Consider the following 14668-nt stretch of genomic DNA (forward strand, 5'->3'; position numbering starts at 1 on the left):
GCGCGGTAGGCCCGAATGCGATGAAGGATGAACATGATGGGCCATGATGCTGTGTTGGCGGACCTCAAAACCAAGGTTGAAGCAGGTGAAGTAGACACCGTTCTTGTTTGCATGGTGGACATGCAGGGGCGGCTGATGGGCAAACGGTTTCACGCCGGTCACTTTGTGGCAGGCGCTTGGCAAGAGACCCATTGCTGCAATTATCTGTTGGCGACAGATCTGGAAATGGGCACGCCTGACGGATATGCCTCGACCAGCTGGGAGCGGGGCTATGGCGATTACGTCATGAAACCTGATCTCAGCACTTTGCGCCCGGTGCCGTGGCTTGAGGGCACGGTGATGGTGATGTGCGATGTTCTGGATCACCACACACATGAAGAGGTCCCGCACGCGCCCCGGTCGATCCTGAAGAAACAGGTCAAACGCCTGAAAGCCATGGGTTACGACGCGATGTGCGCCACCGAGTTGGAGTTCTTTTTGTTTGAGAAGAGCTTTGATCAGATCCGCAAGGAAGGCTTTCGCGATCTGGCGCCGATCTCGGGCTATAATGAGGATTATCATATCCTGCAGACCACCAAGGAAGAGCATGTGATGCGTCCTATCCGCAATCATTTGTGGAACGCGGGCATCCCGGTCGAGAATACGAAGGGCGAGGCCGAGACCGGTCAGGAAGAGTTGAACATCAAATACGCCGCCGCCATGGAAACGGCCGAGTATCACTCGATCGCCAAGAATGCGGTGAAGGAAATCGCCTGGCAGCACGGGCATGCGGCCACGTTCCTGCCGAAATGGCATCATGACAAGGTTGGCAGTTCATCCCATGTGCATCAGTCGCTGTGGTCTGAGGGAAGGCCAATCTTTTTCGACGAAAAAGATCCGCTCGGCATGTCGGCAGTAATGAAAAGCTATATGGCCGGGTTGTTGAAATACGCTGCCGATTATACGTGTTTCATGGCCCCCTACATCAACAGCTACAAGCGTTTCCAAAAAGGAAGTTTTGCGCCGACGCGGATCATCTGGTCGGTCGACAACCGCACCGCCGGTTTCCGACTGTGTGGTGATGGAACCAAATCGGTTCGCGTGGAATGCCGTATTCCGGGCTCGGATATGAACCCGTATCTGGCGATTGCTGGTATGTTGGCGGCGGGTATCGCGGGCATCGAGGAGGGGTTGGAGCTTGAGCCACCAACCAAAGGCGATGCGTATCAGAGCGAGTCTGGCATGATCCCCGGCAACCTGCCCGCTGCGCGGGATGCCCTGCTTGGCTCAACCATGTTGCGGGCCGCTATGGGGGACGAAGTTGTTGATCACTATGCGCGCGCCGCCGAGGTAGAAATCGAGGAATTCGAAAGCGTGGTTACTGATTGGGAAATTGCCCGCGGGTTCGAACGGGCCTGAGGGTGGACGAAGCTGGGGGCCCTGCCTGCCGCTATTGGTGCTTGAACCAATGGTGCATCAATGACGGCCCCCGAGGTTTGTGTTGGCCAGATAAAGCAGGAGATTCTGCTTTTTAGAGGATGGAATGGAGATGGGGCAGATGTTGAAATGCATCTCACCGATCGATGGATCGGTTTATGCTGAGCGCGAAACCTTATCGCGCGAAGCAGCGTTTGAGGTGGCCGCGCGGGCCAGGGAAGCGCAAACAGCCTGGGCAGCACGCCCATTACAAGAGCGAATTGATCTTGTGATGGCGGGTGTCGCCGCTGTTGGTGCGATGAATGATGAGATTGTGCCGGAGCTGGCCCATATGATGGGGCGCCCGGTGCGCTATGGCGGTGAGTTTGGCGGCTTTAACGAGCGCGCCTGCCATATGGCCGAGATCGCGCAGGGTGCACTGGCCGATATTGCGGTGGGCGAGGATGAGATCTTCAGGCGCTATATCAAACGCATTCCGCATGGGGTTGTCTTTGTCGTGGCGCCCTGGAACTACCCGTACATGACTGCGATCAATACGGTGGCCCCGGCGTTGATTGCGGGCAATACCGTGGTGCTGAAACACGCGACCCAGACCTTGTTGGTGGGTGAGCGGATGACGCAGGCTTTCCATTCGGCAGGTGTTCCTGAGGATGTGTTCCAGAATGTGTTCCTGAGTCATGATGTGACTAACGATTTGATCGCTGGAAATGCGTTTGATTTCGTGAACTTCACTGGCTCGGTCGGTGGTGGTCAGGCGATGGAACGTGCGGCGGCGGGCACATTCACCGGGGTCGGTACCGAGTTGGGCGGCAAGGATCCAGGCTATGTCATGGACGACGCCGATCTGGACGCAGCTGTTGATACGCTGATCGACGGTGCGATGTTCAACGCGGGCCAGTGCTGCTGCGGGATTGAGCGGATTTATGTGCACGAAAGCCTGTATGATGCGTTCGTTGCCAAAGCGGTTGAGATTGTTCAGGGCTATAAGCTGGGCAATCCGCTGGATGCAGAGACGACGATTGGACCGATGGCCAATGTACGCTTTGCCGATGAGGTCCGCGCGCAGATTGCCGAGGCAGTCGCGGATGGCGCAGTTACCCATATCGACACTTTCCCCGAGGATGATGGGGGGGCATATCTGACCCCGCAAATCCTGACCAATGTCACACACGACATGCGGGTGATGCGGGATGAGAGTTTCGGCCCCGTAGTTGGTATCATGAAAGTGTCGTCGGATGACGAAGCCATCGCGCTGATGAATGACAGCGAGTTTGGTCTGACCGCTAGCCTCTGGACCCGCGACGTGGACCGGGCCGCGCGGGTCGGTGACCAGATTGAAACTGGCACCGTCTTCATGAACCGCGCCGATTATTTGGATCCGGGCCTGTGCTGGACCGGTTGCAAGAATACCGGGCGTGGCGGTGGTCTTTCTGTCATCGGCTATCACAACCTTACCCGCCCCAAATCCTACCATCTGAAGAAGGTGACATCATGAGCCTGTCTGGAAACTGGTCCTATCCGACCGCGATCAAATTCGGCGCTGGCCGCATCAAGGAACTGCCCGAAGCCTGCGCTGCGGCCGGAATGAAACGCCCTCTGCTGGTCACGGACAAGGGGTTGGCTGATCTGCCGATCACCTCGGCGACGCTGGATATTCTTGAGGCTGCGGGTCTGGGGCGTGGCCTGTTTAGCGAAGTGGACCCGAACCCCAATGAGAAGAACCTTGAGGCCGGCGTTGCGGCGTATCGGGCAGGCGACCATGACGGGGTAATCGCATTTGGCGGTGGCTCGGGGCTGGATCTAGGTAAGATGGTGGCCTTCATGGCCGGGCAGACGCGCCCGGTCTGGGATTTCGAAGATATTGGCGACTGGTGGACCCGCGCCGATGCCGATGCCATTGCTCCGATCATTGCGGTTCCGACCACCGCTGGCACCGGGTCCGAGGTCGGGCGCGCCAGCGTCATCACCAATTCGGAAACCCACGCGAAAAAGATTATCTTTCACCCTAAGGTACTGCCAACCGTGGTGATCTGTGACCCGGAACTGACCGTCGGGATGCCGCAATTCATCACCGCGGGCACCGGTCTGGACGCCTTTGCCCATTGTGTCGAGGCGTTCTCCAGCCCGCATTACCACCCGATGTCACACGGCATCGCGCTCGAGGGGATGCGGCTGGTCAAGGACTACCTGCCGCGCGCCTATACCGATGGCACCGATATCGAAGCCCGTGCCCAAATGATGAGCGCGGCAGCGATGGGGGCCACGGCCTTTCAAAAGGGCCTCGGCGCGATCCACGCGATGAGCCACCCGATTGGCGCGGTATTCAACACCCATCACGGGACGACCAACGCAGTCTGCATGCCCGCAGTGCTAGAGTTCAACGCCCCCGCCATCGCCGACCGGTTCCACCAGGCAGCGGCCTATCTGGGCATCGATGGAGGCTTTGACGGGTTCCGCGCCTTTGTGCAGGAGTTTAATGACTCGCTGGGTATCCCCCGCAAACTCTCGGATATGAAAGTGACCGATGCGGCAATCCCCGAACTGGTCAAGGGGGCGATCATCGACCCCTCTTGCGGCGGCAATCCGATTGAACTGACCGAGGACAACCTGACGGCGCTGTTCAAAGCGGCGCTGTAAGCCTCTTGCCGATCCGCTCCCTCATCTCTCATAGTGAAGGCAGGTGAGGGGGCGTTTCCATGACCAAAGAGATTGTTCTGATCCACGGAGCCTTTGCCGGACCGTGGTGTATGGCCGATTACGCAGAATTCTTTCGCGACCGGGGCTGGATGGTGCACACGCCCGCTCTGCGGTACCATGGTGGCGATCCCAAGGCCGAACCCGATCCGGGGCTGACCGACACCAGCGTGACGGACTATACAAATGACATTGCCGACTTTGTTCAGGGGCTGGACAGCAAACCGGTTATTCTGGGCCATGCCATCGCGGGCGTTGTGGCGCAGCAGGTGGCAGCGCGCGGCTTGGCCAGCGCCATCGTTCTGATCAACCCGAACGCGCCGTGGGGCACACTGCCCGAAGCCGACGACGAACGCGCCGTTCCGCGTGCGTTGATGGAGGGCGGGGCGTTCTGGAAACAGCCCATGCGGGTTGAGTTCGATCTGATGGCCCCCTTTGCATTGAACAAGATGCCCGAGGCGCAGCAGCACGCGGTGTTCGACCAGTTGGGCGCGGAAAGCGGCAGGGTGATGTTCGAGATGTTCTTTTGGATGTTCGACGACTACCACGCGATGAAGGTCGAGATCGACAAGGTCGATTGCCCGGTTTTGATCGTCTCAGGGTCGGAAGATCGGGCCGTGAACCCCAACACCTGCCGTGCGCTGGCGAAGCTCTACGGAGGCCGCGCGACGTTTCTGCCGGTCGAAAACCACGCGCATTTTCTGTTCATGGAGCCGGGGTGGGAAGGGCCTGCCGGGCAGATTGCGGAGTGGTTGGACGGGGTGCCGGGCTGAAGCCCGGCCTACGGGTTGTGGAGACGTTTCGCATTCACGCTCGGGTCGAACGCGTGGATTGTGCTGATGTAGGATGGGTGTTTACACCCATCTTGATGTGGCAAATTTGATGGGTGTAAACACCCATACTACGCTTGCTGAGTTTAGCAAGCTTTGGACAATCAAAGAGTTCAAAGCTGGTCAAACTCTGAAGGGTCAATCAGCATCGATTTGGCAAAGTAATGGTTTTCTAGGCCGGTATTGCTCAAACCTATGTCCCTTCGCATAGCTTTATAGAGCGGGTCTATTTGAGACAACAATTCCTTAGGCGAAGACCGCCCAGCCGAAACAGATAAGAAGTTTTGGAAAGAGTTAAGTACTTTGGGTGACGCCCATAAGGTTATGTCAACCCTGAAGTCGCTAAGCAAGAGGAGTAAGTCTTTTTCATCGACCGCTTGATCTTCAAATCCTTCTTTCTGAGCAAGTTGCATTTTCTGAACAAGCTTTAAGAAACCGTAGTAGATTTCGATCTTCCTGTTTCTGTGAGCTTCTTCAATTTCCCGCCTTCGTATGGAAGATTGAGTATACAACGCGGCAATTAAACCAATTGCTGCCGAGAGGACTGTTACGACCAAAGGGACATAAATTTTCGGCTCTAAGGTTTTTGCACCTTCAATTACCGCGACAATTACAAACCAACCATTGTAGGCAACAAAACCGGCTACTCCGCCGCCTAACAAAAGAATAACAATGGCAAAAAAGAAGCCAAGCGTTTTCATCGCTATTTACCTAAACATCCAACTCCTCCACAAACCGCGCGTTCTCCTGAATGTATTGGAACCGCAGTTCGGGTTTCTTGCCCATCAGACGCTCGACCAGATCGCCGGTTTCGCCGGGTTCGTCCTCGTCTATAGTGACGCGGATCAGTTTGCGCGAGGCCGGATCCATCGTGGTTTCTTTCAGGTCTTTGGCGTCCATTTCGCCCAGACCCTTGAAGCGGGACACGTCGATCTTGCCTTTGCCGCCCAGACCTTTTTCCATCCATGCATCGCGCTCTGCCTCGTCCAGACAATAGACGCGTTTGGCCCCTTGGGTCAGGCGATACAGCGGCGGGCAGGCGAGGTAGAGGTGGCCCGCGTCGATCATGGGCCGCATCTGGGTAAAGAAGAACGTCATCAGCAGCGCCGCGATATGCGCGCCGTCGACATCCGCGTCGGTCATGATGATGATCTTGTCATAGCGCAGGTCGTCGACATTGAAACGGGTGCCAAGCCCGACACCCAGCGCCTGGGTCAGATCGTTGATCTCGGTATTGGTGCCCAGCTTGGAACTGGCCGCGCCCAACACGTTCAGGATTTTACCGCGCAGGGGCAGTAGCGCCTGTGTTTTGCGGTTACGGCCCATCTTGGCCGAGCCGCCCGCCGAGTCGCCCTCGACGATGAACAATTCGGTGCCGTCCCGTGTTGAACTGGAACAGTCCACCAGCTTGCCGGGGAGACGAAGTTTCTTAGTGGCGGACTTGCGCTGTGTTTCCTTCTCGGCCCGTCGGCGTAGACGTTCCTCGGACCTTAGAATGAGGAAGTCGAGGATCGCTCCGGCGGATTTGTTATCCGCGGCCAGCCAGTTGTCGAAATGGTCACGGACCGAGTTTTCGACCAGCCTTTGAGCTTCGACCGTGGCGAGGCGGTCTTTGGTTTGGCCAACGAATTCAGGCTCGCTGATAAAGCAGGACACCAGGGCGCAGCCGCCGGTGACCAGGTCGTCGCGGGTGATCTGCGCGGCCTTTTTGTTGTTGATCAGCTCGCCGTAAGCTTTGATGCCCTTGAGGACCGCCGCCCAGAAGCCCGCCACATGCGTGCCGCCTTCGGGGGTGGGGACGGTGTTACAGTAGGATTGGATGAACCCATCGCGTGAGGGGGTCCAGTTGATCGCCCATTCGACCTTACCAGCGGCATTGAATTTTTCCCGAAAGTCCACGGTGCCGGCAAAGGGCTGATCGGCATAGGTGGACGAGCCGTTCATCGTTTCCTTCAGGTAATCCGACAACCCGCCGGGAAAGTGGAACGTCGCCTCGGTGGGGGTTTCGCCGTCGTCGATGGCGGTTTTCCAGCGGATTTCGACGCCCGAGAACAGATAGGCCTTGGAGCGGATGGATTTGAACAGCCGCGCGGGTTTGAATTTGTGGTGGCCAAAGATGTCGGGGTCGGCATGGAAAGTTACTGTTGTACCGCGCCGGTTGGGGGCAGCGCCGACCTTTTCGACGGGGCCCTGAGGTACTCCACGCGAGAAGCGTTGTTCGAACAGCTGTTTGTCGCGGGCCACCTGAACAACCATCGAGTCCGACAAAGCATTGACCACAGACGCGCCAACCCCATGCAGACCGCCCGAGGTCTGATACGCCTTACCCGAGAACTTGCCGCCCGCGTGCAATGTGCACAGGATGACCTCAAGCGCGGATTTGTCGGGGAATTTCGGGTGCGGATCGATCGGAATGCCGCGCCCATTGTCGCGCACGGTCAGGGCGAAATCTGCGTGCAGTTCGACCTCGATCCGGTTGGCATAGCCTGCCACCGCTTCGTCCATCGAGTTGTCGAGGATTTCAGCGACCATATGGTGCAGCGCACGCTCATCCGTGCCGCCGATATACATGCCGGGGCGTTTGCGAACAGGTTCAAGACCTTCGAGCACCTCAATGGATGAGGCGTCATAGGTATTGGTCGCTTCGGGCGTCAACAGATCGTCGGGCATATGGGCTGCTCTTGTTTTTGAGTTTCCCCTATTATGGCAGGTGATGTGGTCCGGGGGAAGAGGGACGCGAGGTGTTGTGGATGGTTTGGGGCTGGTTGGCCGATTAGAGGATAATCAATATGGTTGCGGCACCAGCTATCACTAATGGAAGCGATGCGGACGAAGCAGACCTTGAGTGAACGCGCCTACGGTGCCAAAAACACTACATGGAAGAAATCAGTCGGCAACTACTTTATCAAAGGCTTCGCAACCGCTTGATCGAGTTGCTTGATATGTATTCGTCTTTAGGCGACATCGCTACACTTGGGGCCTATGAGATGATTGAGTTGGTCGGTGACTTGTTGCCGCTCGATTACGATGAGGCTCCCAAGGTATTCAGCGAAAAGGAAATAGAAGCCATTTCTAAGTTTGCAGAGCTTGCCGAATACGCAGCCGATGCAACTGAAGAAGATACTTGGAGCGTCGACTGGTTTAAGAGTTCGGAGGAATGGGTCAGCGTGTCCAAATTCGCAAAACAGGCATTGGTTGTCTTCTCCGAACGCGGACGCTTTTCCGAGGAACGCGAAGAGGTTTTTGCGACATAGTACGCAGCTGGTTTGGGCTCAGAGCAGAAGTTCGACGATTTCGTTTCGCGACCTGTTCTAAGGCCTCTTAGGCTGCGGATAACAAATCACCGCGACAGCAGGAATCTTAAAATGAGCTGGATAAAAACCATCCCCTACGATACGGCCACTGGTCGGTTGAAGAAACTCTACGACCGCGTCACCGGCCCCGACAACAATGTCGACAACATCATGATGGCGCATTCCTTGCGGCCGCATTCGATGGAAGGACATATGGCGTTGTACAAGAATGTGCTGCACCATTCGGCCAATCAGATTCCCAAGTGGTTTCTCGAAACTCTGGGTGTCTGGGTCAGTTCTCTGAACCACTGCGGGTACTGTGTCGAGCATCATTTCAACGGGTTGCAAAGGCTGTTAGGCGACGAAGTGCGCGGTAATGCAATCCGTGCCGCGATCGAAGCTGGGACACCCGAAAGCGCACCATTGGAGGCTGCTCAGGTTGCGGCCATGCTGTATGCGCGCAAGCTGACGCAGGCCCCTGCAGAATTGGTGGAAGGTGACATCGCCGCCCTGCGCAACACAGGGTGGGATGATGGAGAAATCCTCGAGATCAATCAGGTCTGTGCCTATTTCGCCTATGCTAACCGCACCGTTCTGGGGCTGGGATGTTCCACCGATGGTGACATTCTGGGGCTGTCCCCCAATAACTCGGCTGATCCTGCCGATTGGGGGCATAAATAGGCCTCAGCCGTCTGTCCACTCGATGATTGCCTGTGCCAATGCTTCGGGCTTCTGGTGGTGTAACCAGTGATCTGTGCCCGGAATATCGACTCGTGTGAGGTCGGGCGCGAAATCTTCCAGACCGTCTGTCGTCTCGGGCAGCAGCGCTTTGTCATCGGAGCCCCATAGCAAAAGATGTGGGCAACGAACCATCAGCCGCTCGACCGGAAGCCGGGGCAGGTCTGTGCAGGGCTCGCCCGGTTTCGCCACAACCAGCGGAGAGGCCCGATACCAGTTCAGCATGGCATTCAGGCGACCGGGACGGGCCCATTCAGTGCGATAGTCCTCCATCCGGTCGTTGGACAGCCAGTCCAAGCCCATCCCGTGGCGAAAGAAACTTTCCAAGCGGGTAAAATTGTTCGCGGCAAAGTGTGTTGCGGCATCAGGGGCCCGTAGCGCGTTAATATATTGAGAGGCCGCGGATTGCGCGCCGCCCGATGCCATAGCCCGTTGGAAGGGCACCGGGTGAACGCCGTTTGCGATGATCAGGCGACCGACGAGATCTGGGCGGAACATGGCCAGGCCATAGGCGACCGCGGCGCCCCAGTCATGGCCCAGAACACTGATTGGCGTATCCAGAGCTTCGACAAGTGCGATCATATCCGAGACCAGCTCGGACGTGGCATATTGGCCGACACCCTCTGGTGCCCAGCTTTGGCCGTAACCGCGTTGATCAGGGGCAATGCAATGGAAATGAGATGCCAGATGTGGCGCCAGATCGGCCCATGCCCCACCATATTCCGGAAAGCCGTGTAGCATCAGCAAGGGTGGCAGGTCGGATGACCCCCAACGGCGAATATGAAACCTCTGGCCATTCAGGATCTGAAATCGGGTTTCCATGTTTATTGGCCTTTTCGCCGTATAAGTGAATTTGGTTTGACCCCAATCAAAGCGCGAAAGCTTCGGTTCTGCTAGCCGTTTTTTCGAACAGTGAAAAAAGGAGAATATGAATGGATGCAGCTGCGCAACCCGAGCAAAATCTACCACGTGTGAATGACGAAACACCTGTTGCAGGTGCTGTTTCCGAGCCAAGCCCGGAAAAGATCCGCAAGGCATTCGAAAGCGGAAGATATCCCTATCATCGCAAGATGCCCCGGCGGGTCTATGAGGCCGAGAAGGCCAAACTGCAGGCTGAGTTGCTTAAGGTTCAGCTGTGGGCGCAGGAAACCGGACAACGGTTCGTATTGCTGTTTGAAGGGCGCGATGCGGCTGGTAAGGGCGGTACAATCAAACGGTTTATGGAACACCTGAACCCCCGTCAGGCGCGCGTGGTCGCCCTTAACAAACCCACCTGGGAAGAAAAGGGCCAATGGTACTATCAGCGCTATGTGCACGAGCTTCCCACCGTTGGTGAAATGGTGTTCTACGACCGCTCTTGGTACAACCGCGCCGGGGTCGAGAGGGTGATGGGGTTCTGTTCTCCGAACGAGTACCTAGAGTTTATGCGCCAGACGCCAGAGCTTGAACGGATGTTGGTGAGGTCGGGAATTCAGCTTTACAAATACTGGTTTTCGGTCACGCAACCCGAACAACAGCGGCGGTTTCAAAGCCGTGAGACCGATCCGTTGAAGCAATGGAAACTATCTCCGATCGACAAGGCAAGCCTTGGCAAATGGGATGACTATACCGAGGCGAAAGAGGCGATGTTCTTTTATACAGACACCGCTGATGCGCCCTGGACTATCGTGAAATCGAATGACAAAAAACGCGCTCGTCTGAACTGTATGCGCCACTTTCTGTCGACACTTGATTACCCGGACAAGGATCACGGCATTGTTGGCGAGCCCGATCCTTTGATCGTGGGTCAGGCGCATCATGTGATCCACCGATCCGAGCATATTCTGGGCAACGCGCTGCATCCTGACGCCCGCTGCTAGGCCTAAGGTTCGGGGCAGGGCACCTGTCCCGGATCGATGTCTCACTCTGAAATTTCTCTGTTCCGGTCTTGTCCCGGCCTTTCCCCGGGCCTATGGCTGGTGGAATGAATAAGGTGATGACATATCAAGGCCATTTCCGTGCCATTGCCGTCCTGGGCCTGCCATTGGTTGGCGGGCATCTGGCGCAGTTCGCAATCGGTCTGACAGACACGATCATGCTTGGCTGGTACGGGGTCGAAGCTTTGGCGGCGGTCACGTTGGCCAGCAGCTTTTACTTTGTCCTGTTCCTGTTCGGGGGCGGGTTCGGTCTGGCCGTTATGCCAATGGTGGCAACAGCCGCTGCCGAAGACGATGAAACCAGCATTCGCCGTTCGACCCGTATGGGGCTCTGGTTGTCGTTGCTATATGCAGCAGTGGTAATGCCCTTGCTGTGGTGGTCATACCCGATCTTGATCGCCACAGATCAGGATCCACAGGTGGCAGAAACTGCATCGGAATACCTGCGGGTTGCAGGCTGGGGTCTGTTCCCCGCTCTGGTGGTAATGGTCTTGAAGTCCTACCTTGCGGCGTTGGAGCGAACCCAGGTTGTTTTGTGGATCACTGTCGCAGCTGCGGTGGTGAACGGTCTGACCAACTATGCTTTGATCTTTGGCAACTGGGGTGCGCCTGAACTGGGCGTGATGGGCGCCGCTATCGCTTCGGTCGTGACGCAGACCGTGTCGTTAATTGCGGTTATCATCTATGCTGTAAAAGTTCTGCCCGAGCATAGCCAGTTCCAAAGGTTTTGGCGGCCCGACTGGGAGATGCTGCTTAGCGTTCTGAAGCTAGGCATACCCATCGGGCTGACCCTGCTGGCCGAAGTGTCTCTGTTCGCGATGTCGGCCTTTATGATGGGCTGGATCGGTCAGGTGCCGCTGGCGGCGCATGGGATCGCTCTGAACCTCGCCTCGGCGACATTCATGGTGCATCTGGGCCTGTCCAACGCCGCCACGATCCGGGCGGGCAATGCGCTTGGCCGCAAGGACCGCGCGCATCTGGAAAAAGGAGCCGTCGCCGTGACAGGGATGTCCCTTGTGGTGTCTATCCTGACAATCATCCTATTCCTGACCTGCGCCGAGCCTCTGATTTCCGTATTTGTGGAACCGCAGGATCCGAAACGCCCCGAGATTCTGGCCATAGGTACCGGATTGCTGGCCATGGCTGCGTTGTTCCAGCTGGTGGACGGCGCACAGGTGATCGCGTTGGGCCTTTTGCGCGGATTGCAGGATGCCAAGGTGCCAATGGTCATGGCGGGGCTAAGCTATTGGGTCGTCGGAATTCCGGCGTCCTACTATTTTGGGTTCATCCGCGGCATGGAGGGCGTCGGTGTCTGGTTGGGCCTTGTGCTGGGTCTTGCCTGTGCCGCCGTACTGTTGATGGCGCGCTTCTGGTTACGATCAGTGCGTATGATCGCTGAACCGGCAGCGTGAAGGCAAATTAGCCTTTGTTCAGCCGGTCGGCTTTCTTCCGAACCAATACGCTGCGCAGATCATGCATCGCCAGTAGTAGCCGGTCCGTAACGTCCTCGAGCTGTTGGTCAGTCGCTTTGGACTGGGCCCACTGTGTGGTTAGGTTCAGATAGTCCACCGCGCGGTGAATATCGTCGATATCGCGCTGCGCCAGAAGATCTTTACGTTCTGCCATCCAGCGCTCGATTTCGGCCTGATCCGCCTCAGTCAGAGCGCGCTGACCCTGCGGCTTCACCTCTCCGTTGCGGATGTTGATGACCGCGATCTGGTTCATTTCAATCCGACGTTGGCGGTTTTCCGTGTCGATCCGGAAAACCGCGGCACCGTTTTCGCGTATGCGGAAATAGTACTCAGGCAATTCGGCAGTCATAAGGTCTCCGATCAGGTCAGCGAAGCACAAAACCTCTGAATGCGCGTGCAGGCTTCGGTCAGCGCTTCATCTGACGTAGCATAGCTGACGCGGAAGTTGGGGGACAACCCAAACGCAGCGCCGAAGACGACTGCAACGTCAGCCTCTTCCAAAAGCGCGGTTGCGAAGGCTTCGTCTGTGTCGATCAAAGTGCCAGCAGGCGTGGTCTTTCCGATCAACCCGGAAATGGAAGGGTAGACGTAAAACGCACCTTCCGGAGTTGGGCAGGTCACTCCTTCGATCTGGTTCAGCATGCTGATGACCAGATCACGGCGGCGTTTGAACGTTTCATTGTTCGGGGCCAGAAAGGACTGTGTACCGTTCAGCGCCTCTACCGCCGCCCATTGGCTGATCGAGCAGGGGTTCGAGGTCGATTGCGACTGAACCTTGCGCATTGCCGCAATCAATTCGGTAGGCCCTGCTGCATAGCCAATCCGCCAGCCAGTCATCGCATAAGCTTTGGATACACCATTGCAGGTCAGGGTGCGGTCATAAAGCCTGGGCTCGACTTCGGCCGGTGTGCAGAATTCAAACCCGTCATAGGCCAGATGCTCGTACATATCATCTGTCATTACCCAAACATGCGGGTGCCTGATCAGGACATCGGTCAAAGCTCTCAGTTCCGCCCGGCTATACCCTGCACCGGTTGGGTTGGACGGAGAGTTGAAGATGAACCATTTGGTCTTTGGGGTAATAGCTGCCTCAAGCTGTTCAGCGGTTAGTTTGAAACTGTTCTCCAAGGTCGTTTCAACTGTCACAGGCGTTCCCCCTGCCAGAAGAACCATATCGGGATAGCTGACCCAATAGGGCGCAGGTATGACCACCTCATCGCCCGTGTTCATGGTGGCCATCAGCGCGTTATACAACGTCTGCTTGCCACCGGTTCCGACCGAGATCTGAGCAGGCGAATAGTCCAGTCCATGATCACGTTTCATCTTGGCGCAAACCGCCTGCTTCAGCTCTGGTATGCCATCGGGCGCGGTGTATTTGGTCTTTCCAGCGGCGATGGCCGCCACCGCAGCATCCTTGATGTTCTGGGGCGTGTCGAAATCTGGCTCTCCGGCGCTTAGGCCAATTACGTCTCGTCCGGCTGCCTTTAATTCGGCCGCCTTGGCTGTCATCGCGATTGTTGGAGATGGTTTTACGCGTGACAGTGTCGCAGACAGGAAACTCATGGTCGGCCTCAGTTTGTATGTTTAGCCTGACTGTCATAGGGTGCGCCCGAACGACGATCAAGCGATATAAAACAAGAGATTTGGAGACCCCGATGAACGACGAAAATGACTGGTACGGACCCGACGCGGCGACATTCGGAGACCGGCTGGCAGGGGCGCGTGAAGCAGCGGGGATGACGCAGGCACATCTGGCCCGCAGGCTGGGTGTCAAGAAGTCTACGATTGCCGCCTGGGAAAATGATCTGTCTGAGCCCCGGGCCAACCGACTGTCGATGATGGCAGGCATGATCAACGTTTCGATCATGTGGCTTCTCACCGGCGAGGGCGACGGGATGGACGCCCCTGTCGAGGCTGGAGAAAACGCACCTGACCTGGCCGGAATCGTATCCGAGCTTCGTTCAATCCGAGGCGAGATGCGCGCCAGCGCCGAGCGGGCTGCAAGGCTGGAGAAACGTGTGCGCATGATGCTGGAGGCGGAATAGTGACCGAACCGCGCAATGTCAGGATCAAACGGATGAAAATGCGTTCCATGCGACGCGGCATCAAAGAGATGGATCTGATTCTGGCTGCCTATGCAGACCGCAATCTGGACTCCATGGATGCAACAGGGCTGGATGTTTACGACGCCCTGTTGCACGAGAATGATCAGGACCTGTATCAATGGGTCACCGGTCAGGTCCTGCCACCTTCCCAATTCTCGGACCTTGTTTCCGAAATCGCACAAACCTTTCAAAAATAGAGATTAT

At 56.8% G+C, this 14668-nt stretch carries 15 protein-coding genes; 10 read left to right on the forward strand and 5 right to left on the reverse strand.

The window, feature by feature from the left end; genetic code table 11:
* The first annotated feature begins 36 nt into the window (after positions 1 to 36).
* The 4 genes from AC2FJ5_RS02790 (at position 37) to AC2FJ5_RS02805 (ending at position 4883) form a co-directional block, all read left to right on the forward strand.
* Positions 37 to 1398 (forward strand): glutamine synthetase family protein, encoded by a 1362-nt coding sequence (locus AC2FJ5_RS02790; protein WP_496792398.1) that lies wholly within the window; start codon positions 37 to 39, stop codon positions 1396 to 1398.
* A 130-nt stretch (positions 1399 to 1528) separates the two neighbouring features.
* Entirely contained in the window at positions 1529 to 2911 is a 1383-nt protein-coding gene (locus AC2FJ5_RS02795) for an aldehyde dehydrogenase family protein (RefSeq protein ID WP_496792635.1), read from the forward strand.
* Positions 2908 to 4053, forward strand: a complete 1146-nt coding sequence (locus tag AC2FJ5_RS02800) for an iron-containing alcohol dehydrogenase (protein ID WP_496792400.1) — start codon at positions 2908 to 2910, stop codon at positions 4051 to 4053. The genes AC2FJ5_RS02795 and AC2FJ5_RS02800 overlap by 4 nt, the downstream gene beginning before the upstream one ends.
* Before the next feature lie 59 nt (positions 4054 to 4112).
* Positions 4113 to 4883, forward strand: a complete 771-nt coding sequence (locus AC2FJ5_RS02805) for an alpha/beta hydrolase (protein ID WP_496792401.1) — start codon at positions 4113 to 4115, stop codon at positions 4881 to 4883.
* 170 nt (positions 4884 to 5053) lie between these two features.
* On the opposite strand, the gene AC2FJ5_RS02810 is transcribed toward AC2FJ5_RS02805, so the two are convergent.
* Both AC2FJ5_RS02810 and parE read right to left on the reverse strand, forming a co-directional pair.
* Complete coding sequence (locus tag AC2FJ5_RS02810; RefSeq protein WP_496792403.1) at positions 5054 to 5641, reverse strand: hypothetical protein; 588 nt, start codon at positions 5639 to 5641, stop codon at positions 5054 to 5056.
* A gap of 10 nt (positions 5642 to 5651) precedes the next feature.
* The gene (gene parE / locus AC2FJ5_RS02815; protein WP_496792405.1) at positions 5652 to 7610 is read right to left on the reverse strand and encodes a DNA topoisomerase IV subunit B; all 1959 of its coding nucleotides are present in this window, start codon (positions 7608 to 7610) and stop codon (positions 5652 to 5654) included.
* A 206-nt stretch (positions 7611 to 7816) separates the two neighbouring features.
* On the opposite strand from parE, the gene AC2FJ5_RS02820 reads away from it, so the two are divergent.
* Together AC2FJ5_RS02820 and AC2FJ5_RS02825 are read left to right on the forward strand one after the other, a co-directional pair.
* A complete protein-coding gene (locus AC2FJ5_RS02820; RefSeq protein WP_496708605.1) occupies positions 7817 to 8194 on the forward strand; it encodes a hypothetical protein in 378 nt (125 codons plus the stop codon).
* A gap of 111 nt (positions 8195 to 8305) precedes the next feature.
* A complete protein-coding gene (locus tag AC2FJ5_RS02825; protein WP_496792406.1) occupies positions 8306 to 8914 on the forward strand; it encodes a carboxymuconolactone decarboxylase family protein in 609 nt (202 codons plus the stop codon).
* Between the two features lie 3 nt (positions 8915 to 8917).
* Here AC2FJ5_RS02825 and AC2FJ5_RS02830 read toward each other — a convergent pair whose 3' ends face one another.
* Entirely contained in the window at positions 8918 to 9793 is an 876-nt protein-coding gene (locus tag AC2FJ5_RS02830; protein WP_496792407.1) for an alpha/beta fold hydrolase, read from the reverse strand.
* Positions 9794 to 9903: 110 nt separating this feature from the next.
* Here AC2FJ5_RS02830 and ppk2 point away from each other — a divergent pair, with 110 nt between their 5' ends.
* Both ppk2 and AC2FJ5_RS02840 read left to right on the forward strand, forming a co-directional pair.
* On the forward strand, positions 9904 to 10830 hold the full coding sequence (gene ppk2, locus AC2FJ5_RS02835; protein WP_142632960.1) for a polyphosphate kinase 2: 927 nt from the start codon (positions 9904 to 9906) through the stop codon (positions 10828 to 10830).
* A 104-nt stretch (positions 10831 to 10934) separates the two neighbouring features.
* Positions 10935 to 12299, forward strand: a complete 1365-nt coding sequence (locus AC2FJ5_RS02840; RefSeq protein WP_496792409.1) for an MATE family efflux transporter — start codon at positions 10935 to 10937, stop codon at positions 12297 to 12299.
* A gap of 7 nt (positions 12300 to 12306) precedes the next feature.
* Here AC2FJ5_RS02840 and AC2FJ5_RS02845 read toward each other — a convergent pair whose 3' ends face one another.
* Both AC2FJ5_RS02845 and AC2FJ5_RS02850 read right to left on the reverse strand, forming a co-directional pair.
* A complete protein-coding gene (locus AC2FJ5_RS02845) occupies positions 12307 to 12708 on the reverse strand; it encodes a hypothetical protein (protein WP_271947903.1) in 402 nt (133 codons plus the stop codon).
* A gap of 11 nt (positions 12709 to 12719) precedes the next feature.
* Positions 12720 to 13922 (reverse strand): pyridoxal phosphate-dependent aminotransferase, encoded by a 1203-nt coding sequence (locus AC2FJ5_RS02850; protein ID WP_496700588.1) that lies wholly within the window; start codon positions 13920 to 13922, stop codon positions 12720 to 12722.
* Between the two features lie 92 nt (positions 13923 to 14014).
* On the opposite strand from AC2FJ5_RS02850, the gene AC2FJ5_RS02855 reads away from it, so the two are divergent.
* Together AC2FJ5_RS02855 and AC2FJ5_RS02860 are read left to right on the forward strand one after the other, a co-directional pair.
* On the forward strand, positions 14015 to 14404 hold the full coding sequence (locus tag AC2FJ5_RS02855) for a helix-turn-helix domain-containing protein (protein WP_142632968.1): 390 nt from the start codon (positions 14015 to 14017) through the stop codon (positions 14402 to 14404).
* Positions 14404 to 14661 carry a succinate dehydrogenase assembly factor 2 gene (locus AC2FJ5_RS02860; RefSeq protein ID WP_496727762.1) on the forward strand — a complete coding sequence of 86 codons (258 nt, stop codon included), beginning with the start codon at positions 14404 to 14406 and terminating at the stop codon, positions 14659 to 14661. Before AC2FJ5_RS02855 ends, AC2FJ5_RS02860 begins: the two co-directional genes overlap by 1 nt.
* The last annotated feature ends 7 nt before the right edge of the window (positions 14662 to 14668 follow it).

The sequence above is a fragment of the Ruegeria sp. CDSA221 genome, from assembly GCF_059611825.1.